The sequence below is a fragment of the Nocardioides faecalis genome (assembly GCF_018388425.1).
Lineage (GTDB): Bacteria > Actinomycetota > Actinomycetes > Propionibacteriales > Nocardioidaceae > Nocardioides > Nocardioides faecalis.
Genome location: NZ_CP074406.1, coordinates 3,506,954 through 3,527,768, shown reverse-complemented (window position 1 = coordinate 3,527,768; position 20,815 = coordinate 3,506,954). Strand labels below are relative to the sequence as shown.

At 72.6% G+C, this 20,815-nt stretch carries 13 protein-coding genes; 7 read left to right on the top strand and 6 right to left on the bottom strand.

Going from position 1 to position 20,815, the window contains the following annotated elements; genetic code table 11:
• Nucleotides 1-44: 44 nt before the first annotated feature.
• The 3 genes from KG111_RS16570 to KG111_RS16560 form a co-directional block, all read right to left on the bottom strand.
• Nucleotides 45-728, bottom strand: a complete 684-nt coding sequence (locus KG111_RS16570; protein WP_205289857.1) for a LuxR C-terminal-related transcriptional regulator — start codon at nt 726-728, stop codon at nt 45-47.
• The gene (locus KG111_RS16565; protein WP_205289856.1) at nt 725-2,269 is read right to left on the bottom strand and encodes a sensor histidine kinase; all 1,545 of its coding nucleotides are present in this window, start codon (nt 2,267-2,269) and stop codon (nt 725-727) included. Before KG111_RS16565 ends, KG111_RS16570 begins: the two co-directional genes overlap by 4 nt.
• A 199-nt stretch (nt 2,270-2,468) precedes the next feature.
• Nucleotides 2,469-7,976 (bottom strand): PKD domain-containing protein, encoded by a 5,508-nt coding sequence (locus KG111_RS16560; protein ID WP_205289855.1) that lies wholly within the window; start codon nt 7,974-7,976, stop codon nt 2,469-2,471.
• Between the two features lie 263 nt (nt 7,977-8,239).
• Here KG111_RS16560 and KG111_RS16555 point away from each other — a divergent pair, with 263 nt between their 5' ends.
• From KG111_RS16555 to KG111_RS16535, 5 genes are read left to right on the top strand one after another with little or no spacing between them, the layout of a single operon-like run.
• Nucleotides 8,240-9,703, top strand: coding sequence for a GumC domain-containing protein (locus KG111_RS16555; RefSeq protein ID WP_205289854.1), 1,464 nt, complete (start codon nt 8,240-8,242; stop codon nt 9,701-9,703).
• Entirely contained in the window at nt 9,693-11,198 is a 1,506-nt protein-coding gene (locus KG111_RS16550) for a lipopolysaccharide biosynthesis protein (protein WP_205289853.1), read from the top strand. Before KG111_RS16555 ends, KG111_RS16550 begins: the two co-directional genes overlap by 11 nt.
• A complete protein-coding gene (locus KG111_RS16545) occupies nt 11,195-12,076 on the top strand; it encodes a sulfotransferase domain-containing protein (protein ID WP_205289852.1) in 882 nt (293 codons plus the stop codon). The genes KG111_RS16550 and KG111_RS16545 overlap by 4 nt, the downstream gene beginning before the upstream one ends.
• The gene (locus KG111_RS16540) at nt 12,073-13,323 is read left to right on the top strand and encodes a ParB N-terminal domain-containing protein (RefSeq protein WP_205289851.1); all 1,251 of its coding nucleotides are present in this window, start codon (nt 12,073-12,075) and stop codon (nt 13,321-13,323) included. The genes KG111_RS16545 and KG111_RS16540 overlap by 4 nt, the downstream gene beginning before the upstream one ends.
• 14 nt (nt 13,324-13,337) lie before the next feature.
• Nucleotides 13,338-14,531, top strand: coding sequence for a hypothetical protein (locus KG111_RS16535; RefSeq protein WP_205289850.1), 1,194 nt, complete (start codon nt 13,338-13,340; stop codon nt 14,529-14,531).
• 49 nt (nt 14,532-14,580) lie between these two features.
• On the opposite strand, the gene KG111_RS16530 is transcribed toward KG111_RS16535, so the two are convergent.
• The 3 genes from KG111_RS16530 to KG111_RS16520 form a co-directional block, all read right to left on the bottom strand.
• The gene (locus KG111_RS16530; RefSeq protein ID WP_205289849.1) at nt 14,581-15,969 is read right to left on the bottom strand and encodes a cellulase family glycosylhydrolase; all 1,389 of its coding nucleotides are present in this window, start codon (nt 15,967-15,969) and stop codon (nt 14,581-14,583) included.
• 216 nt (nt 15,970-16,185) lie between these two features.
• A complete protein-coding gene (locus KG111_RS16525) occupies nt 16,186-17,103 on the bottom strand; it encodes a glycosyltransferase family 2 protein (protein WP_205289848.1) in 918 nt (305 codons plus the stop codon).
• Nucleotides 17,100-19,124, bottom strand: coding sequence for a hypothetical protein (locus tag KG111_RS16520; protein WP_213450006.1), 2,025 nt, complete (start codon nt 19,122-19,124; stop codon nt 17,100-17,102). The genes KG111_RS16525 and KG111_RS16520 overlap by 4 nt, the downstream gene beginning before the upstream one ends.
• Nucleotides 19,125-19,277: 153 nt before the next feature.
• Between KG111_RS16520 and KG111_RS16515 the strand changes: the two genes are divergently transcribed.
• Both KG111_RS16515 and KG111_RS16510 read left to right on the top strand, forming a co-directional pair.
• A complete protein-coding gene (locus KG111_RS16515) occupies nt 19,278-20,132 on the top strand; it encodes a hypothetical protein (protein WP_205289846.1) in 855 nt (284 codons plus the stop codon).
• A complete protein-coding gene (locus KG111_RS16510; protein ID WP_205289845.1) occupies nt 20,110-20,805 on the top strand; it encodes a helix-turn-helix transcriptional regulator in 696 nt (231 codons plus the stop codon). The genes KG111_RS16515 and KG111_RS16510 overlap by 23 nt, the downstream gene beginning before the upstream one ends.
• The last annotated feature ends 10 nt before the right edge of the window (nt 20,806-20,815 follow it).

Sequence of the window (20,815 nt, the reverse complement as noted above, 5' to 3'; positions counted from 1 at the left end):
CGCGGCCTGCTCGCCGCGGGGTCTCGTCGTCCTGCCGGAGCCGCTCAGGCCGAGGGCGGTCGCCAGCCCGCCTTGAACGCCGCGCCGACGGCGGCGAGCTGCGAGTTGGTCTCGAGCTTGGCGAGGATCGCCTTGACCTGGGTGCGCACGGTCGCCTCGGAGACGACGCCGGTGCGGGCGATCTCGCGGACCTGGGAGCCGTTCATCAGCATCCCCAGGATCTCCATCTCCCGCTGGGTGAGGCGCTCCAGTCGGTTGCGGATGTCGCGCACCTCCGAGTGGTCGCGTCTGGCCAGCTCGATCAGGGAGAGCCGGTCCGCGGGCGGCATCAGGGGCAGCCCGTCCCGGGCACGTCGTACGACGGCCACGACCTCGTGGAGGGGACGGGACTTGAGCATCACGTGCTTGGCGCCGGCGTCCAGGCAGCGTCCCCAGCGCCCCTGGTCGTTGCTGCCGGTGATCACCAGCACCGAGGTCCCGGCCGCGGCCAGGGGCTGGATCAGCCGGCCCCCGTCGCCGAGGGCGCCGAGGTCGAGGTCGAGGATGACGACCCGGGGCGAGCTGCGCAGCGTCGCGGCGAGCACCGTCGCCAGGGTCGTCCCCGGCCGGGTCAGGTCGATCCGACGCACCGGGTATCCCTCGGTCTCGAAGGTGAGCGCGAGCGACTCCGCGAAGAGAGCGTGGTCGTCGATGATCGTGATCTGGGAGGAGGGTCGGCTGGTGCTCATGAGGCCACCCCGCGCGCCGCGGCGGCGCGGCTCAGGTCGGGTCGCACGCTGGCGGGCGCCTGTACGTGGGGCTCCGGCGGCTGCCCCTCGTCCCGCAAGGGCCGCTCGGTGCGGACGGCGGCGCAGGGCAGCCGGAGCACGAACGTGGTGCCGGAGAGCTCGTCGGAGGAGGCCAGGGTGAGGGTGCCTCCCTCCTCCAGCATCACCCGGTGGGCTCGCTGCAGCCCGATCCCCTCGCCCTGCGACGTGCTGCCCCGCGCACCCCACTCGAAGAGATGGGCACGAGCCACGGGGTCCAGGCCCGGACCCTGGTCCGCGACCCGGATCTCCACCATCGTGTCCCGGCGGGTCACCACGATCGTGGTGCCGGCGCCCCGGGCGTGCCGGTCGGCGTTGCTGAGCAGGATGCTCAGCACCTCGGCCACGGCGTCGGGGTGTCCGATGGTGCGGTGCCCGGTGCGGTTCCAGCAGACCACGTGCCCACGCGCCTCGTGGGCCACCACCAGGGGCTCGATCACGGCGTCGACGTCGACCTCGGACGGCGTTCCCGGGCTCTCCGCGGACAGGCTGCGGTTGAGCCGGGCCGCCTCCGTCTCGATCATCCGCAGCAGCGCGGTCTTCCGGGGGCCCGGGGAGACCTGGTCGTTGGCGAGCAGCTGCGCCCCGGCAACGACGCCGGCGACGGCCGCCCGGACCTCGTGCGCGACCTCACGGTCATGCTGGACGGTGGCTTCCGCGTCCGCGGTGCGGTGCACCAGGACGGCGAGGCGACCGTCGACCTCCGCGAGGGCACGGCGGAGCAACCCGATGACGGTCGTGGCCAGCAGGGCGCTGAAGAACACGATCGCCACCACCGTCACCGGCGGTGGCTGGGACGCCTCCGTCACGGTCGCCCAGACCCGCCCTGCGTACAGCGCCAGGACCGCGCCCGACAACCGCCACGCCGCCCAGAGCGGCAGGTCCGAGGAGATCAGCTGAACGGCGAGCCCGAGCACGAGCGCGGTGCTCACGAACAGCACGACCAGGTCGGCCGGCATGCGCACGTCGAGGAAGGTCGGTCCGCCGACCGCGACCAGGAGCAGCTGGGGCGCGAGCGTCACCAGGCCGAGCAGGAGCCCGACCAGGAGGGGGCTGCGGTAGGGACGCGGCGCTCGGCGCATCCGCACGGTCATCACCAACACGACGACGACTGTCAGCAGGTGGGTGATGGTCAGCCGGTACGCGTAGCCCTCGTGCTCGGGAACGACGATGGCGAGCGCGGTGAGCGGAAGGTCCTGCACGGCGAGCAGGACGGCGACAGCGGCGACGCGGTCGACGAGCGGGTCGCCGAGGGCCAGGTCGCCGAGCATCCGCGACCCCAGTGCCATGACGAAGCCCGCCAGCAGCAGCATGAGATCGGCCTGCAGGATGCACAGGTGACCCGCGATCGCGTGGGCCGAGGCCGTCCCGCCGCCGGCCACCAACATGCTGACCGGGTACGGGTAGAGCATCAGGACCCCGATGGCCAGAGCCAGCCAGAGCGTCGATCGTGCTGTCGTCAACGCACTCTCCCATCCCCCACGAAGCAGTGGCGGGAGGTTGGTGCCCGACCGCTTCCCATGCTCGTCACAACCGTTGCGACGAGGATGGTCTCGATTATGCGTCGGGTGCCGGTCGCGATCGAGGGACCTCGTGAAGGTACCCAATTGGGGGTAGATCCTTGGTGATCGCTCCCCAGAAGAAGGGGTGGCCTCAGGACGTTCAGGGCGCGGTGATCGTCACCTCCCGGTCGACTGTCGTCGCCACCCCCCAGCCGTCCGTCACCGTGAGCACCACGCGGTAGGTGCCGGGTGCCGGGAAGACGTGGGCGGGGGCGGAGCCGGTGCTGGCGGGCGTGCCGTCGCCCCACACCCAGCTGTAGCTGACGGTGTCGCCGGTGTCGGGGTCGCGTGAGCCGACGGCCGAGAAGTTGCAGCTCAGCCCGGAGCAGGCCGGTGCGTTCAGCACCGCGACCGGCGCCCGGTTGCCGGGCGGCACCGTGATGGTCACCGTGCGGGTGGCGGAGGCGGTGGCCCCCCACTCGTCGCGGGCCGTCAGCGTGACCGTGTACGTGCCCGCGGTGGTGTAGGTCCGCGTCGGTACCGGACCGGACCCGGAGCCGTTGCCGAAGCTCCAGCTGTAGGTCAGCGTGGTGGCGTTCTCGTCGGTGGAGCCGCGGGCGTCGAAGGTGCAGACGTTGTCGACACAGCTGGTGGTGAAGGAGGCCACGGGGGGGTCGTTCGGCGGATGGGTCACCGTGGCGTGCCGTTCGTAGACGGTGCTCACGAAGCCGTGCTGGTCCGTGGCCCGCACCCGGACGGTGTAGGCCCCCGGAGGGATCACCGGCGTGGTGTAGGAGAAGTTCGACCCGGGGGTCCCCGGGCTGTTCAGGAACGCCGTGCGCCAGCTCGGGTTGGTCGAGGTGAAGGTCCCCGACGAGCCCATGTACTGCCCGGCGGCGTTGACGATCCCCACCTCCACCGAGGCCATGGCCTGGTCGTCCTCGGCACGGCCGCTGACGAAGATCTTGCCGTCGGGGAAGGTGGTGCCCTCGATCGGGTTGAGCAGGTTCTCGTTCATCACCGGAGGCCGGTCACCGGGATAGATCTGGTAGCGAGCGGTGGCGCCGGTGGTCGAGGGGTCCTGCTGGCCGGCGGTGTCGACGGCGTACGCCGTCACCGCCCAGTCACCCTGCACCGGGAGGTCGACCCCCAGCGTCCAGGTGGTGCTCGTCGCCTCGGGCGAGGCCAGGACGGCGTTGATGGTGCTGAAGACCCCGCTGAGGCTGCCGTTGGGCAGGAGGTAACGGCCGCTGTCCCGCTCCTGGAGGGCCACCTTGACCTGGGCGACGCCCTTGTCGTCGGTGGCGGTCCCGGCCAGGTCGAGGCGGAGCACCTGGCCCCCGGTGATGGTGCCGGTGGTGTTCAGCAGGCCGTTGGGCGGGCTGTCATCGGGGATGGCGGCGTTCAGCGTCAGCCGGCCCTGGTTGCTCGACGTCGTGCTCAGCCCGATCCGGTCGGACGCGGAGACGGTGAACGTGTAGGTGCCGGGGGAGAGGTTGAAGGGCGTCGTGTACGACCAGTTGTAGCTGGCCTGGTTGAGGTTCGCCGGTGAGATCCGGTAGGAGCCGGCGATCACGTTGGCTCCCCAGGAGCCGTCGGCGGCGAGACGTTCGCCGGTCGAGGTGTTGCGCAGCGTGATCCACACCTCCGAGAGCGCCTCGTCGTCGGTCGCCGAGCCGGAGAAGGTCACCGGCTGCCCCGGCGTCACCGTGACGGTCTGCGCCGCGGTGGGCGGCACCATCACGGCGGGCTGGGTGATGGAGACCGTCGGCGGCTGTCCGTTCTCGGCCACGATCCAGCGTCGGTCGGCGTAGCCCAGGTCGGCCTGCCCGATGCTGTCGGTGGCCCGGGCCTGCGCGACCCACTCGTCCTCGTAGGGAACCGTGATCTCGTAGGACCAGGTCGTGCTGGTCGCGCCCACCACGTCGGGGTCCACCCGGAAGGTGCTGTAGGTCGCAGACACGGTGCCGTCCGCCTGCAGGTAGCGGTTGTTGCTGTCACGCAGGGTGAAGCTGACGCTGCGCACGCCGATGTCGTCGGTGGCGGTGCCGGTGATGGTGAACGTCCGTGCGCTGACCGGACTGCTCGGACCGGAGATGGAGGTGTTGGGTGGCTGGTCCGACAGCCCGAACGTCTCGAACTTCTTCGTGGCCTTGGTGTTGTCGGCCGTGCCGTTGGACGCGACCGCCCGTGCGCGCACGATCAGCTCGCGGTTCGCGGTCATCGTGATCGGCAGCCGCCAGGTGCGGTTCGGCCCGGTCCCGGGGTCGAGGGTCGCGTTGAACGTGTTGGTGGTGGTCGAGCCCCAGGTGCTCAGGTCGTCGTTCAGGTAGCGGCCCGTCGAGCGGTCCATGATCTCCAGCTCGACCCGCTGGACCCCGCTGGCCGCCGTGGCGGTGCCGGTGACCTCGAAGGCCTCACCGACGGGCTTGATCCGGCCCTCGATCGGGCCGGTGATCACGGTCTGGGTGCCGTTCTGGGCAGCGACGCTGGCGAAGTCGAAGAACCCGACCCGGCCGACGTTGTAGCCGCCCTTGGTGTTGCCGTCGCCACCGACGAAGAGCCCGCGCGGGGTGGCCTCGATGTGCTTGTCGCCCTCGTAGGACTGGGACGGGGCGAACCACTCCAGCGCATGCCCGTCGCCGGGGTCCAGCGCGGCGAGGTGGTACCGCTTGACCACCGCGTCCCCCAGGCCGTAGGCGCCCAGGCCCTGGCCGGTGCCGTAGCCGACGTCGTCCAGGCCGGGCCACGGCACGGGTGCCGTCGCCGACTCGGCCCACTGGAAGTGACCGCCGATGTAGATGCCGGCCTCGGTCGCCGCGACGGAGTAGATCGAGTCGAAGTGACGCGAGATCCACTGTGGCTTGGCGTCGCTGTCCCCGTCGAGGGCGAACTTGATGACCGTGTCGTTGATCGGCGGCCGGTCGCCGCCCGAGCCGCTGACGACGACGAAGTAGGAGTCGTCGGGCGCGACGTCGCCCCCGTAGGCGCGTTGGATGCCGCCGACGAACTGCAGGTTGTCCTCCCACAGGGTGGTCTTCCACGGGGTCAGCTTGTTGGTGCGGGTGTTGATGATCGCGACGCCGTAGCGGTCCTGGCCGTTGACCTGGCGGCCCGTGTGCACCACCAGCAGCCGGCCCTCGTCGTGGGTCAGCTTCAGCCGCTGCACGGCCAGGTCGCCGTTGGTGCCGATGCCTCCGGTGATGTTGTTGACGAAGTCGGCGCGCACCTGGCCGGTGGCCGGGTCCAGCGCGGCGAGCGCACCGCGCGGCACGTTGTTGACGGTGGTGAAGCGGCCGCCGGCGTACACCGTGGAGTTGGTGACCGCGAGCTCGTTGACCTTGCCGTTGGCGTTCGCCGTGAACGAGGTGATCGGTGCGCCGGTGACGGGGTCGATCCGGGCGATCGCCTTGCGGTCGACGCCGTTGACCGTGCCGAAGTTGCCGGAGATGAACAGCTTGGTGCCGTCGGGTGAGGCCTCCACCGCGTCGACTCCGCCGTTGGTGAACGTGGGTCGGAAGCCGGTGTCGACCTGCCCGGTGCTCCAGTTGTATGCGGCGAGGAAGGACTGGTTGATCACGGTGCCGTTGTTCGGCTGACGGATCGAGGTGAAGGTGCCGGCGACGTACACCCGGTTGCCGACGACCTCGATGTCCCAGATCTCGCCGGTGGTGATGGTGGGCTGGTTGGTGCGCGGGGAGTCCGGCACCAGGCCGGCATGTCCGGGGGGCGGGTTCGCGAGCACGGCGGTCGCGGTCGCGGTGGCCTGGGCGGTGTGGCCGTGGCCGTCGTCCACGGTGAGCCGCACGGTCCGGGACCCCGGGGTGGCGTAGCGGTGCTCGGGGTTGACGCCGGTGCCGCTGCTGCCGTCACCGAAGTCCCACAAGTAGGTCAGCGGGTCGCCGTCGAGGTCGTACGACAGGGAGGCGTCGAGCTCACAGGTGAGGCCGGCGCAGCCGGTGGCGAACTCGGCCACCGGCGCCTTGTTGGTCGCGGAGGTGTCCACGCCGGGGTCGATGACGACGGTGAACATGGTCGAGCGGGTGCTCGCGCTGCTGGTGGTCGCGGTCCGGCCGGCCTGCGGCCCGACGGGGAGCCCCGCGCCGGAGTCGCCGAGGACCGAGCTCACCTTGCCGTTGCCGGTGGCGGCGGCCTGGGTGCGAGAGGTCGTGCCCGACGGCAGGGTCCAGGTGGTGTCCGTGCTGGACTTCTCCCCCCACACGCTGACCAGCCAGGAGTTCGCGCTGAGCACCGTGGCGGCCGGGGTCGTGTGGCTGGTCGCCCCGGAGTTCGCCCCACCCACGGCGCTGGCCGAGATCACCGCGGCACCCGTGCTGCGGTAGGCGGCGACGCTCATCGTCGACTTCACGTAGCTGCTGCTGGGGACGTTGACCACGGAGCCGGCGTCGCTCGCGGTCGCAGAGCGGGTCCACACGCGTCCGCGGATCCCGTCACCGTCGCGGGAGTCCAGCAGCGTCCAGCCCGGGACGTTCGCGTCGATCGTGGCGGAGGTCGAGTTCAGCACGAGGAACAGCAGCAGCCGGTCGCCGGGACGCACCGAGGTGGGCACCGTGACGGAGTGGCCGGCCCGGTTGCCCGCGGTGCTCGCCGTGGCGACGTGGGTGATCGACCCCGCGGTGACGACCGCCGACGGGTTCACCTGGCGGGTCGTGCTGACGGTGTGGGTGCCGTCGTCGACGGTGAGCCGGACCGTCCGCTGCCCGTTGCTCGCGTAGGTGTGCTGGGCGGTGCGCCCCGTGCCCGCCGCGCCGTCGCCGAAGTCCCACGAGTACGTGAGGTCGTCGCCGTCGGGATCGGTCGAGCCGGAGGCGTCGAACGAGCAGGTCAGGCCGTCGCAGGACGCGGTGAACGCGGCCGCCGGCGGGTTGGCGGCCAGGTCGCCGGGGTCGATCACGATCGCGAAGGTCGCGCCGCGCGAGACGCTCGTGCTGGTGGTGGCGGTCCGTGCGGCGGCGGTCCCCGTCGGGACCGCGCCGGCGGAGTCGCCCCACACCGCACTGATCTTCCCGCTGCCGGTCGCCGCGGCGGTGCCCCGCTGGGTCACGCTGCTGGGCGCGGTCCAGACGGTGTCGGTCGACGACTTCTCCGACCAGTAGCTCACCAGCCACGAGCCCTGCCTCGGGGCCGTGATCGCCGGACTGACGTGGCTGGTGCTCGCCGCGTTGGAGCCTCCGGCCACCGCGGTGACCGTCGGCGACGCTCCGGTGCTGCGGTAGGCGCTCACCGCGACCACCGACTTCGCTGCGGCGCTGGTCGTGGCGGTGACGTTGGCGCCGGCGTCCTGCGCACCGGCGACCTTCGTCCACAGCCGGGCACGGATCCCGTCGCCGTCCCGGGTGGCTGCCGGCGTCCACCCGGCGATCGTCGGGGTGACCGTGCTGTTGGTCGAGTTGGTGGTCAGGCTGAGCAGGAGCACGTCACCGGGCCGCACGTCGGCCGGGGTGCGCACGGTGTGTGCCGTGCGGTTTCCGCTGGTGCTGGCGGCGGCCACGAAGCTCACCTGCCCCGGCGCCGCGGCGGCCGGGGGAGTGGGGGAAAGCGCGAGACCGGTGAGGACCAGGACGGCGATGATGGGGATCGCCAGTCGCGCCGGGTACCGGCCCAGCCATTCGGGGACGGGGTGAGGCTGGGGGGTCTTCGACGTCATCTGGGTCACCGGTCTCGCGCTCAGTGCCGCTCCTCGCGAAGCGACACACAGTGCCACTCCTTGTGGAGGGCACCGGCGATCGTGTCAACCGGCTCGGTGCACGGCATGACCGATATTGGGCAGGTATCTAGGGCCTCTCGCCCCGGCATGACACCGCTGCTCGCGGCCCTCTCCCACAAATGGGGGGTATCGCTGCGCAGCCCGTTGCGAGCGCATCGTCCCGCCTCATGATGAGTGCTCGATCGATGGGGCGAGGAGGGGGCATGCGACGAGATGGCTCCCGCGCCGTCCGCTCCCGGACGGTGCAGCAGCTGGCTGTGGCGTTCGTGGCTGTGGCGGCAGCGGCAGGACTCGGTGCCTGGTGGGCCGGTGGGCAGGAGACGGACGTCGCCAAGGCCATCGTGCTCGTGCACCCGCTGGAGGGGAACGCGTACAGCCCCGGCGGGCGCGGCGACGAGCTGGTGAACCTGGCGACCGAGGCGGAGGTGCTCCGCTCGGACGCCGTGGCTCGGGCCGTCGCGGTGAAGCTGGCCGGCGATGCCGACGCGGACGCGCTGCTCAGCGGCATCTCCGTCGCGGTGCCGCCGAGCACCCAGCTGCTGGAGATCACCGCGCGTGCCGAGGACGGCCGGACGGCCGCGACCCGGGCGACCGTGTTCGCCGAGACCTACCTGGAGTTCCGGCGGGCGCGCACGGAGTCCGACATCTCCGAGCGCACGGGGCGTCTGCAGGACCTGGTCACCGCGCGGGAGCGCGAGCGATCCGCAGCGGTGGCCCGGCTCGACAAGGTCAGCTCCGGCGGTCCCACCGGCGTCCTGCTCACGCAGCAGGTCCAGGACCTCACCAGCCAGATCGGGTCGCTGCGGGCGCAGCTCGCGGCCGCCCAGGCCGTCAGCCAGGATCCCGGCCAGGTCGTCACACCCGGCACCGTGGCCGCACCGTCGGTGCTGGCCGACCCCCTCGCGATGGGCCTGATCGCCGGTGGTGTCGCCGCAGCGCTGTGCCTCGGTGTGGTGCTCGCCCGACGCAGCCGCCGGGCCAACGACACGGTCCGCGGCCCCGACGACCTCCAGGGTCTCCGGCTCCCCCTGGTGCGTGACCTCGGCACCCGGGTCGCGCCCGACGCCCTGGCCCGCTTCCGCACCGAGATCCTCGCCCTCAAGCCGGACCGTCCGGTGGTGGTCACGGTCGGCGCCGTCGACGACGACGAGGTCGTGAGCTTCTGGGAGCTGGTCGAGTCGTTCCTCCGCGCCCGCTACGAGGTGGTCGCCATCGACCTCACCGACCACGCCGTGGCGGCGGCGGTGACCGAGGTGGTCCTCGGGGACGCCGGCCCTGCGGAGGTGCTCGTGGAGAGGCGGCCGATGCTCAGCGAGCCTCGGTCCGACGCGCTGGGCGACGGCCGTCACCGCGACGCCCCGTTGGCCGACGTGGTCGCCTCGAGCGGGATGGTGCGCGCCCTGGCCGAGCTCGGCAAGAACGCCGACGTGCTGCTGGTGCGCTGCGACGGTCTCCTCGCGCCGGTCGGTGCGACCCTGGTGCCCTGCTCGGACGCGGTCGTGCTCGAGGTGCACCCGGGCTCCTCCACCCGCACCGAGGTCGAGGACCTCGTGGAGGCGGCCGCCCACACGCAGACCCCGGTCGTCGGGGTGGTGGTGGTGCGGCAACCGCGCAGTCGGCCGATGCTGCGTCGTCGTACCCCTGCGGGCGGCGGCAGTGCCGACTGAGAGCACCGCCGCTCGCCACCACCTGGGCGCCGTCGCCCGCGGCAGCACGGCGACGTTGGCCGGCGCGCTGGTGAGCACGGTGGCCTCGTTCGCCCTGGCGCTCGTGGTCACCCGCAGCACCGGGCAGGAGACCGCCGGGGAGTTCTTCGTGGCCACCGCGATCTTCGTGGTCGCGCTGGCCGCGGCCAGCCTGGGCACCGAGACCGGTCTGGCCCGGTTCGTGCTGCGCAGTGAGACCGGTCCGGCGCTGCACGGCCTGCTGCGTGCCGCGGCGCTGCCGGTGCTCGTGGTGGCAGTCGCGCTGGCGGCTCTCCTGGCGTTGTGGGTCCCCGAGGCCCGCGGGCTGGCCTGGGCACTGCCGCTGGCCGCCGTGTCGGACTTCTGCCTCGCGGCGGTCCGCGCACACGCCCGGTTCCGGTCGACGGTGCTGATCGACCGGGTGGCCCGGCCGGTGCTGCAGATCGTCGTGGTCGCGGCCGCGCTCGCCACCGGGGCGGGTGCCGCGGGCCTCACCGCCGCATGGGCGTGTGCCTACGTCCTCACCGCGGGACTCGCCCTGCATGCGCTGCGGGGCATGCTGCGCGCCCCGGGCGTCACCGCCCACGCCGCTGCCGCCTCCACGGAGCGGATGCAGGTCGACGCCCGCTCCTTCTGGCGCTTCACCTGGCTGCGCGCCCTCGCCCGGATCGCGCAGGTGAGCATCCAGAAGCTCGACATCGTGCTCGTCGCCGCCCTGCTCGGCGCGACGGATGCCGCGGTCTACGCCGTGGCCACCCGGTTCGTCGTCTTCGGACAGCTGGCCAACCAGGCGGTCTCCTCCGTCGTGCAGCCCCGGTTCACGTTGATCCTCGCCGGGAACGACGACCCGCGACTGCTGTCCCGGGTCTTCGGCGTCACCACCGGTTGGAGCATGCTGCTGGCCTGGCCGGTCTACCTGTGCGCGGCGGCAGCCCCGATGGCTTATCTGGGGTGGTTCGGCGCGGGCTACGAGCGCGCCGAGGCTGCAGCGGTCGTCCTGGTCATGGTGGCCGGGATGCTCGTCGCGGTGGCCACCGGCCCGGTGGACACCTTGTTGCTGATGGCCGGGCGCAGCGGCTGGAGCCTGGCGAACACGCTGCTCGCCGCGGTCGTCAACATCGGGCTGTGCCTGCTGCTGGTGCCCTGGCTGGGCATCGTCGGTGCGGCCGTGGCCTGGGTCGTGGCGGTGCTGCTGCGCTGTGGGCTCGCGACCGTCCAGCTGCGCGCCGACGTCCGGCTCGCCCCCGACCTGCGGCCTCTCGGCCTCGCCGCGGCGCTACCGGTCCTGTGCCTGCTGCTGCCCGTCGCGGCACTCGGGCGGGTGGTGGACCTGTCCCCGCTCGGATGGCTCCTCGCCTGCGCCGTGGCCGCGGCGGCCTACGCGGCGGTGCTGTGGCGGTTGCGGGTGCCGCTGGCGATCGACGTGGTGCTGGACTCGCTGCTGGCCCGGCGTCGGGTCCCGGCGGTGGCCCGATGATCCGCCGGGTCATGGGCGCGGTGCGCAGCCGGATGTCGCCCCGCACCCGGCGCGTCGTCCGGGCGCTCCTGCTCGCCTGGGGCTGGGTCACCGCCGACCTGCGGCCGCCGCCGGAGCTGGTGGTGGTCGGCGCGCAGCGCGCCGGCACCACCACCATCTTCCGTCTGCTCAGCGAGCACCCCGACCTCGTGCGTCCCACCGCCGACAAGGGAACCGGCTACTTCGACGACCGCTTCGACCACAGCTGGCGCTGGTACCGCGCGCACTTCCCCGTACGTCTTCCCGGCCAGCGCCGTCGACAGGCCTTCGAGTGCAGCGGCTACTACCTGTTCCACCCGCTCGCCGCGGAGCGGATCGCCGCGGCCCTGCCGCGCTGCCAGGTCGTGGTGATGGTCCGCGACCCCGTGGCCCGGGCGCACTCGGCCCACAAGCACGAGCTCGCCCGCGGGTTCGAGGAGCTGCCGTTCGAGCAGGCGGTCGCCCAGGAGGCGGACCGGACCGCCGGGCTCGAGGAGCTCCTGCGCACCGAGCCGGGCAGCACCAGCTTCGCCCACCGCCACCACGCCTACCTGCAACGCGGGGAGTACGCCACTCAGATCGGCCGCTTCGTCGAGGCGCTGGGGCCCGGACAGGTGCACGTCGTCGATGCCGACGCGCTGTTCGCCGACCCGGTCACGGTCTGGATCGACCTCCAGCGCCGCCTCGGCCTGCGCGTGCACCGCCCCCAGCAGGTGGGCCGGTGGAACGAGCGCCCCGGCGGCCGGTTGGCACCCGACACGCTGGCCAGGCTCCGCCGCCACTTCGAGCCCCACGACGCCGCACTCGTCCCCTATCTCGGGGGACCGCCCAGCTGGCGCGAGGAACAGGAGATCAGATGACGAGCGTCCACCCTTCCCGCGCGTTCCGTCCCCGACTCGGCGCCGCCGGCCGGCACCGACTCGCCCGGGTGACCAAGTGGCGCCCCGGCGTGAAGGAGATCCGGCTGGACCGGCTGCTGCTGGGTGGCCAGAACGGCCTGACCGCACAACAGTTCGCCGGCGTCGTCGACGACCCGCTGTGGCCCTCGCGCCGCGTCGTCGATGGTCCGCACGCCGAGCTGCTGCGGCGTGCCCGGCGGAGCCAGCACGCGGGCCGGGAGCTCACCACGGAGGACATCCTCGCCTCGTCGTACGCCGAGATGGCGCTGGCGTGCATCCGCCACACCGGCAGCTACTTCGAGGCCGTCGACGCCGACGGCGTGCTGGCCCAGGCGCGGCGGTTCGTGGCGCGTGCCAGCGACCCGTCCGCACCCGTCGTCGCCGGCCACCAGCACTCCGCCCCCGGCCTGCCCGTGCTGGTGGTGCCGGTCGAGTCATCGGAGTGCTACCAGGTCCTCGACGGCCACCACCGGGTGGCGGCGATGGCAGAGGCCGGCGTGGAGTCGGTCCCGGCACGGGTGCGGCGAGGTGTGGTGCGCACCCCGCTGCAGGAGCTGCTGCAGGAGATGTCGTGGCTCGACGGCGGCCATGAGCTCTACCAGCCGATCGATGCTCCCGAGGTCGCCTCCTGGCCGACGGTGCGCCGGTGCACCGACCGGTTGGAGTCGATCTGGGCGTTCCTGGTCCGCAGCGACATGCCTGCCGGCTCCGGCGCCAGCTACCTCGACGTGGCGAGCTGCTACGGATGGTTCGTCTCCCGGATGCAGGAGCTCGGCTTCGAGGCCGAAGGCATCGAGCGGGACCCGCTCGGCGCCCGGCTCGGCTCGCTGATGTACGGCCTGGACCCGGCCCGGATCCGGACCGGCGACGCGGTGCAGCTGCTCCGCTCGGCCCAGCGGCGCTGGGACGTGGTCAGCTGCTTCAGCCTGCTGCACCACTTCGTGCTCGGCCGCGGGGACTGCACCGACGTCGAGCTGGTCCAGCTGCTCGACTCCGTCACGGGCAAGGTCCTGTTCCTCGACACCGGGCAGGAGCACGAGCATTGGTTCCGCAAGTCGCTGCGTGGCTGGGACACCGACCACGTCCGGGAGTACCTGCTCGCGAACACCACCTTCGACCGTGTCGTCGACCTCGGTCCCGACAGCGACGACGTCGCGCCGTACGCCGGCAACTACGGACGGCACCTGTTCGCGTGCGTCCGCGACTGAGGGCAACCGGAACCATGCGCGGGGGACTCATGGACGTCGCCGCAGAGCTGTGGCCCGGCTCGCAGGTGGTCCCGGCACAGACGGCAGCGGACGACCGGCCGGTGCACGCACGGTTCGCCGTGCTGCGACGCAACGGCGCGCCGCACATGCTGGTGCCCGCCGAGCCGTCGCGCGCCGCCGCCGAGTCGATCCGGCGGATCAGTGCCGCCTCCTCGCTGCGGGAGCAGGCGACCCGCAGCGCCGTCTCCGCCCTCGTCCGCCGTGCACCCGTGCTGCTGCGCGAGCAGGTCGAGGTCCGCGGCGGTGCGGGAGGGCTCGTCGACCACCTCGGCGAGCTGCTCGGCACCCAGGTCAGCGTCAGCGTCAGCGTCGGCTCCGCCCGGGTCAACCGCAAACCGGTGCTCCAGGTCTTCGACGCACAGGGACGCAGCCTGGCGTTCGCGAAGATCGGTTGGTCCGCGCACACCAACGCCGACGTCGCTGCCGAGGGCCAGGCGTTGCGGACGCTGTCCGGGCACGACTTCCGGCACCTGGCCCATCCCGCGGTGCTGGCGCAGAGCTCGTGGCTCGACCACCTGGTGCTGGTGATCGAGCCGCTGCGGCCCCGGCCGCTGGTCGGTGCCGGGCACCGGTGGTCGCCGCCCCTGGAGGCCATGGAGGAGCTCGCCTGGCTCGGCGCGGCAGGTCCGGGGGCGAGCGGCGTGGAGGAGGGGCCCCTGGACCGGGCGCCGTGGTGGCGTCGGCAGTGGGTGCAGGTCGGTCGGCTGCCGGACCCCGTGTTCCGGGCCCGGATGGGCCGCGTGCTGTCCAGGATCGAGGCCGCCCACGGGGGCAGGAACGTGGTGTGCGGGGCCTGGCACGGCGACTGGACGCCGTGGAACATGGCCGCGGGACGCGGTGGCCGGGTGCTCGTGTGGGACTGGGAGCGCTTCGAGACCGGGGTGCCCGTCGGGTTGGAGCCGTTGCACTACGCGCTCAGCGCCGCGCATCCTGGTGGTCCGCCCAGCTCCGCGGGGCTGCTGCGGACGCTGGAGTGGGCGGCCGAGGCCGACATGCGCGGCGCGAGCGATCCCCATCTGCGCGAGCTGCTCTACCTGGTGGCGGTGCTGGTCCGGTACCTGAGCCTGACCGGGGTGCCCGGCGGGGAGCACATCGCGCCACGTGCTGCCGTGACGCTGCTCGCCCTGGAGGAGCTGGCGGCGGCTTGAGCACTCCGCTTGAGCACTGCGAGCGGGCAGCCGACGGGACCATCGAAGGTCAGTGGGTGAGTGCCGGTGCCGCCTTCAGCGCCTCGGCGAAGGCGGAGCGCTTGGCCGCCGTCGTCAGCGCCCACGGCGCGATGCTGTTCAGCGTGGTGTCGAAGTAGGTGTAGGCGATGCCGCCATAGGTCCGCATCAGCGCGACCGTTCTCGGGATCTCCTCCGGACGGACCGCGGCGGCCGTGTTGGTCACACCCGTCTCCGCCAGCCCCCAGGCGACGTCGTTCGCCTTCGCCCACTCCGCGATCTTGGCGAAGTACGACGTGCCCAGGTCGGTCCACCTGGACCTGGTCTTGCCCGCCTTGACCACGCCGTACGACTGGTAGATGTCGAACCCGGCGACGTCGATCTTCACGTCGCGGGGCCAGATCTTCGCCAGGCTGTACTCGGGGTCCCCGTAGAACTGGTGCCAGCCGGTGGTGATCACGGTGAAGGCGACGTTCGGGGCACTCTTGCGCACGATCGGTGCGAGCCGCTCCTGCATCTTGCGCCACTCCTGGATGTCGCCGTCGCCCTCGGGCTCGTGGTGGAAGGCCACCCAGACGGGTCCGTCCAGCGCGGCCAGGCGGGTGGCGAGGTCACGGGCCCAGTCGTCGCCCTCGCCGGCGGCCATGTCGGCCCACGAGTAGGGCAGCTTGAAGCTGATCCAGGGCAACCGGTCGGCGGCCAGGTCGGCCTCGGCGGTGGCGACGGCCTTGTCCACCTGGCCCGAGGTGTAGTAGGTCCGCCGGATGCCCAGGTGGGCACCCAGCTGCTCCTCCAGCGGGGCCGGATCGGTGTTCGAGCCGTAGGCCGCGCCGACCAGCGTGCCGCAGCTGGGGATGCCGCGCTCGGAGGTGGTGCAGCCGTTGGTCAGCCTCCGCCCCGACGTGTCGCCGTCGGCGTCCGGGGCCTCCGCGCTGGTCGCGGCCATGACGCCGGCGGTCTTCGCGACGGTGAGGTGGTCGACGAGGATCCTCTGGTTCGCCTGGGCCCGGGGCGCCTTGACGACGACCACGACCTGTGAGCCCGACTTCCTGGTGGTGACCGGGACGAGGACGCTCGTCCACCGGCCGCCGCGGACCTTGACCCGCTTGGTGGTGCTCTTGACGGTCTTGCCGGCGTACCGCTCCTGCACCTTCAACGCCACCCGGACGGTGGACTGCGTGCGGAGCCACACCCGCGCCTTGAACCTGGTGCCCGCCGCCTGGTTGCCGGTGGACGTCCGGCTCCGGATCTGGACGGTCCCGGGGCGCTTGCGCTCGGCCTCGGTGGGGAGTGCGTCTCGCGCGACGACGTGCTCCGCCTCCGGGAGGCTCTGGGCGGCCGCCCTCACTCGGCCCGGCTGCGCCGTGCCCAGGGCCGCGAGCACGAGGGCCGCGAGCACGAGGGACACGAGTGTCGCCACTCGTGTCCATCTCCTCGATGCGGCCATCACGTAGAACCTCCGATGTCGTGGGCGCCGGGGAGGAGCAGCGCGACCCGGGTCTTCTCTCTGTTCTCCGAGCCTGTCACCTCCCGATGCCCGACCACGAACGAATCCCCCAGGAGGGGGACGAGCTGATCTGTGGCAGCAGAAGGGCGGGCTTGGCCCGCGGTGGTGCGGGGGTGGCGGAAGGGCGACTCAGATGCCGTGGCCGCGGCGGTGTGCCAGGTCCAGCAGGCGGTCGGCGCTGACCAGGCGCAGGGCGACCGCGGCCGCGAGGTATCCGCGGCGCTCGCCGGGCCACGCCCTCAGCGACTGCCCGGCGCAACGCAGTGCGCCGCCCTCGCCGAGTGCGGCGAGGGCGAACGCCTTGCGCCCGTAGAGCCGCGCGAGCGCCCGCCGGTCCTCGTGGAACACGCGGTGCTTGGCCAGTCCGTAGTCGATGGCATCGGCGATCACCCGCCAGTTCCGGGAGAACTGCGAGTCGCCCCAGCGGACCCGGACCAACGGAGCCGGCACCACCGTGATCGGGCCGCTGCCGGCGGCCCGGATCATCCAGTCGAAGTCCTCGCCGTAGCTGCCGGGGATCTCCTCGTCGACGAGGCCGATGCGCTCCAGCAGGTCGGCGCGGCGGACCAGCACCGTCGACGGGTGGGCCGCCATCACCCGGCGGCGGACCAGGTTGTGCAGCGCCAGCTCCTCGGCGGTGGGCACGCGCACGGTGCTGGTCCCGGCGTACGTGACCTCGATCCCGGTGACGCACACCGCGCTGTCGGCGGCGAGCATCGCCGTCACCTGTTGGTCGAGCTTGCCGGGCAGCCACACGTCGTCGTCGTCGCAGAACGCGACCAGATCGGCGTCGGCGGCGAGGATGCCGGTGTTGCGCGCGCCTGCGAGACCCCGGGCGTGCGTGTTCGTCATGACCTCGATGCGTCGCATCGCGTCGGAGTGGATGAGCCCGGTGTCCGGCTCGGTGCCGTCGAAGACGACGAGACAGCGCACCCGGCCGCGGTAGCGCTGCCAGAGCACGGCGTCGATCGCCTCGCGCAGCATCTCCGGACGGTCGTGGGTGGCGATGACGACGTCGACGGAAGGGCTCTGATCGGTGCCGGTCATCGTCGGCTCCTTCCGGTGGGCGCCAGGTGCAGCACGACGACACCGATGAGGAGACCGAGTGCTGCTCCGCTGGAGACCGGCACCCGCGGGTCCGGCGCCAGGGCGCGTGGCGGATCCACCCGGATGACCCGACCGACGGTGCCGGAGCCGGCCCGGAGGTGCTCGATCGCGTTGACGAGGTAGGTGCGCGCGGGCAGGGACAGCGCGTCCGCGGGATCCAGGTTGGCGAGCTGCTGGGTGAGGTCGGCGATCAGGTCCGTGCGCCGCAGCTCGAGGAAGTGCTGTCGCTCCGTCAGGTACGCCCCGACCACGGCGAGTGCCGCGGTCCGGGGGTCGCGGGTCGCCCCGGTGGTCACGCTCACCTCGAGGACGCTGGAGTTGCTCGGCGCGGTGACACCGACGGTCTCGCGCAGGCGAGCGGCGCTGAGGTGCACCCGGCGTCCGGCCTCGGCAAGGACACCCTCGGAGCGCAACAGCGCCGCCTCGGTGTCGATCGAGGTCGGCCGCGGTGTGTCGATCTCCGTCTCCGGCCCACTCGGGCGCGCTGCGGTCCCGGTGGCCAGGTAGGTCGGGGTCGAGGTCAGCTCCACCGCGACCGTGCTGCGCTCCTGCACGGTGTGCCCGGTCAGCGTCGCCGCACCCAGCGCCGCGCCGCCGAGGGCGAGGGCGCCCACCCGCGTCATGTCGCGCAGGCGAGGCACACGCAGCACCGCGTGTCGGGCCCCCGCCTTCTCGCTCTGCTCACGCCAGACCAGGGCGACCGCGACCATCACCATCAGCTGGGACAGCCCGAGGGTGTCGTAGATGGCCAGCTGGACCAGGAACGTGCCCATCGCGAAGGTGGCGGCCGCCTCGTTGGTGGTGCGACATCGCCAGGTGCGGGTGAGGGTGAGCAGGAAGAACGTCAGGAAGAACAGGCCACCGAGCCAGCCCTGGGAGAACAGCACCAGCCACAGCTGTCCCTGGGTGCCCAGCGGCGGCACACCGCAGGCGGGGCACTCGGGAGTGGAGCCGCCGGCGATGGAGGCGAAGCTGCCCTGGACGTCGCGGGTGCCGCCGAAGCCGACCACCGGGGAACCCTGCGTCATCGACTCGACGGTCGCCTCCACCAGCTGGCCGCGACGCTCGTTGCTGTGCGGGTTCTCCAACCGGGAGGCGACGGTGTCGCCCAACGAGGTCGAGGGCAGCAGCACGCCGAGCGCCAGCACGACTCCGACGAGCGCGGCGAGCGCCGCGTGCCGGTGTCGCAGCGAGAGCAGGACCAGGACACCGATGCCCGAGACGGCCAGCGTCAACCACAGGCCGCGGTTGAGGCTGGCGACGACCGGCACCGCCGCCAGCACGCCCACCGCGACGGCGATCCAGCGCCACACGGGTGCCAGGTCCCGGGCGCGGCAGACGAGGAACACCAGGGACAGCGCCATCACGCTGCCCCAGGTGTTGGTGAACGGGAACGGCGCCTTCGGCCGTGCCCGCGGATCGCCCAGCACCTGCTGCACGTCCGCGGTCTCGGCGGCGATCATCGAGTGCACGAAGTTGTTCGAGCGCAGCCCGGCCGGCGTCAGGCGCTCGGCGAGCGTCGTGATCCCCAGGTCGGGGGCGAGCAACCCGAGCAGGCCGCCGGCGGTCGTGACGACGAAGACCCAGGCGAACAGCCCGTACACCACCCGGTCGGGCAGCTTCTCGCGCGAGGTGTTGCCCAGCCAGACGAGCACGATCGTGATCGCCAGGTACCAGTAGAACCGGTAGCCGAAGACCATCAGCCGGCCACCGCTCTCCTCGGCACCGGGTGCCACCGCGCCCAGCGTGCCCAGCCCGAGCAGCACCCAGCCCAGGAACAGCAGCCACCAGCCGAAGTGCCGCGGCAGCCTGACCTGCCCCCGGGTCCACAGGTCGACGGCCATGGGGACCGCGATCAACGGCAGCAGCGCGGAGACCCCGAGGAACCACCACAACGGCAGCCCGGCGATGCCGATGACCAGCGCCAGCCGGGCGTGCCGGCCCGCACGTAGGCTCGCCACGGTTTCCGTCCCCATGGCGGAGAGCCAACCCTCCGCGTCCCTACCGCGGCTCATCAATTCTGGGTGAGTCTCGCCGCCCGTCGGCGGTGGTGCTCCCGGACCGCCCTACGCTCGCCGCGAACGCATCCCCGGGGTGCGAGGAGGTGAGGCGAGGTGGATCGTCAGCGACACGTCCTGAGCCGGACGGCAGCGGCCGCGGTGCTCTCCCTGCTCGCGGTCACCTCCTGTGGTGGCACGGAGTCGGGCCGTGCCCGGAGCATAGACAAGCGCTGGGAGGCGTACGTCGAGCCGACAGTGACTCCCGGAGCAGTGCTCGACCTGGACTTCGACCAGGCGGCCGGACCGGGGGACGTCGTACCGAGGCTGAAGAACGAGGGGAGCGCCCGCGTCCAGATCGCCCTCGCGCTCACCGGCGGGGGACGGTTCGTCTGGGCCCGTGGCCGTGACGGCGGTGGGGCGGTGCGGACGCCCGCCTACGCGCCGTCCGGCACCATCCCGGGTGCCGCCATCGTGGTGCAGCCGGTCGCCGGCGAGCCGGACCGGCTGAGTCCCGGGCGGGCCGACTTCAGCTTCGGCCTGGACTTCAGGCCCGACGCGGCACCGCCCGGACGGCCCGGTGACGACGGCGACAACCTGCTGCAGCGCGGCAGGTACGGCGCCGCGCCGCAGTACAAGCTGCAGCTCGACCAGGGCGTGCCGTCCTGCCGGGTGCAAGGCAGCGCGGGCGAGGCGCTCGTCAAGGCCGACCGCGCGGTCCAGGCCGGGCGCTGGTACCGCCTCGAGTGTGGCCGCCGCGGCGGGCGGGTCACCCTGACCCTGCTCGACCTCGGCACCTTGCAACGCAAGCAGTGGGTGCACAACGGCGACGTGGGCGCGATGGACTTCTCGGGCGGCTCGGCCGCACCGCTCTCGGTCGCGGCGAAGGTGGGCAGCAACGGCCAGCTCGACACGGGGTCCCTGGACCAGTACCACGGTGAGGTCGATCGTGTTTTCCTCGACGTCCGCTGAACGCAAGGACGACCGGATCGCCCTCGTCGCCGAGCGCCGTCTGGTCGGTCAGGCCGTCGAGGCCGCGCTGCGCGCCCGGGAGCTGGACCCCGTGCTGTTCGCCTGGCCCCGGCACGGCGCGCTCGGTGTCTTCCGCGCCGGCCTGGACCGCAGCGCGGCCCGGGTGGGGGTGATCCTGTGTGCCCTGGACTCCCCGGACCTGCTCCACGACGTCGAGGTGGTGGTGGGGCGTGGGCCGGTGCCGTGGCTGGTGCTCACCGACAGCCGTGAGGGCCCGCGCTGGGGCGCGGTGCTGGAGGCCGGGGCGACCGCGGTGCTGCCCACCTCCACCACCACCGCCGGACTGGTCCTTGCGATCCGGGAGACCCGGGCGGGCCGACCGTCGATGAACAAGATGGCCCGGGCGCGGGCGATCCGGCAGTGGCACGAGGTCGCCCAGGAGCAGCACGTCCTGATCCGGCGCATGGAGCAGCTGACCCGCCGGGAGTTCGAGATCCTCGGCCACCTCTACGACGGCTGGTCGGTCAGTCGCATCTCCGCGGCCGCCGGGGTCTCGGAGTCCACGGTGCGCAGCCAGGTGAAGTCGCTGCGCCGCAAGCTGGGGGTCCATTCCCAGCTTGCGGCGGTCGCGGCGTACCGCCGCTCGCTCGAGGTCTTCCCTCGCTACCGCTGAGTGGCAGCGT

Bases quoted from the DNA above. Each gene is read 5' to 3' on its own strand.
- KG111_RS16570 (WP_205289857.1), bottom strand. From the start codon at position 728: ATGAGCACCAGCCGACCCTCCTCCCAGATCACGATCATCGACGACCAC.
- KG111_RS16560 (WP_205289855.1), bottom strand. From the start codon at position 7,976: ATGACGTCGAAGACCCCCCAGCCTCACCCCGTCCCCGAATGGCTGGGC.
- KG111_RS16535 (WP_205289850.1), top strand. From the start codon at position 13,338: ATGCGCGGGGGACTCATGGACGTCGCCGCAGAGCTGTGGCCCGGCTCG.
- KG111_RS16545 (WP_205289852.1), top strand. From the start codon at position 11,195: ATGATCCGCCGGGTCATGGGCGCGGTGCGCAGCCGGATGTCGCCCCGC.
- KG111_RS16540 (WP_205289851.1), top strand. From the start codon at position 12,073: ATGACGAGCGTCCACCCTTCCCGCGCGTTCCGTCCCCGACTCGGCGCC.
- KG111_RS16555 (WP_205289854.1), top strand. From the start codon at position 8,240: ATGCGACGAGATGGCTCCCGCGCCGTCCGCTCCCGGACGGTGCAGCAG.
- KG111_RS16525 (WP_205289848.1), bottom strand. From the start codon at position 17,103: ATGACCGGCACCGATCAGAGCCCTTCCGTCGACGTCGTCATCGCCACC.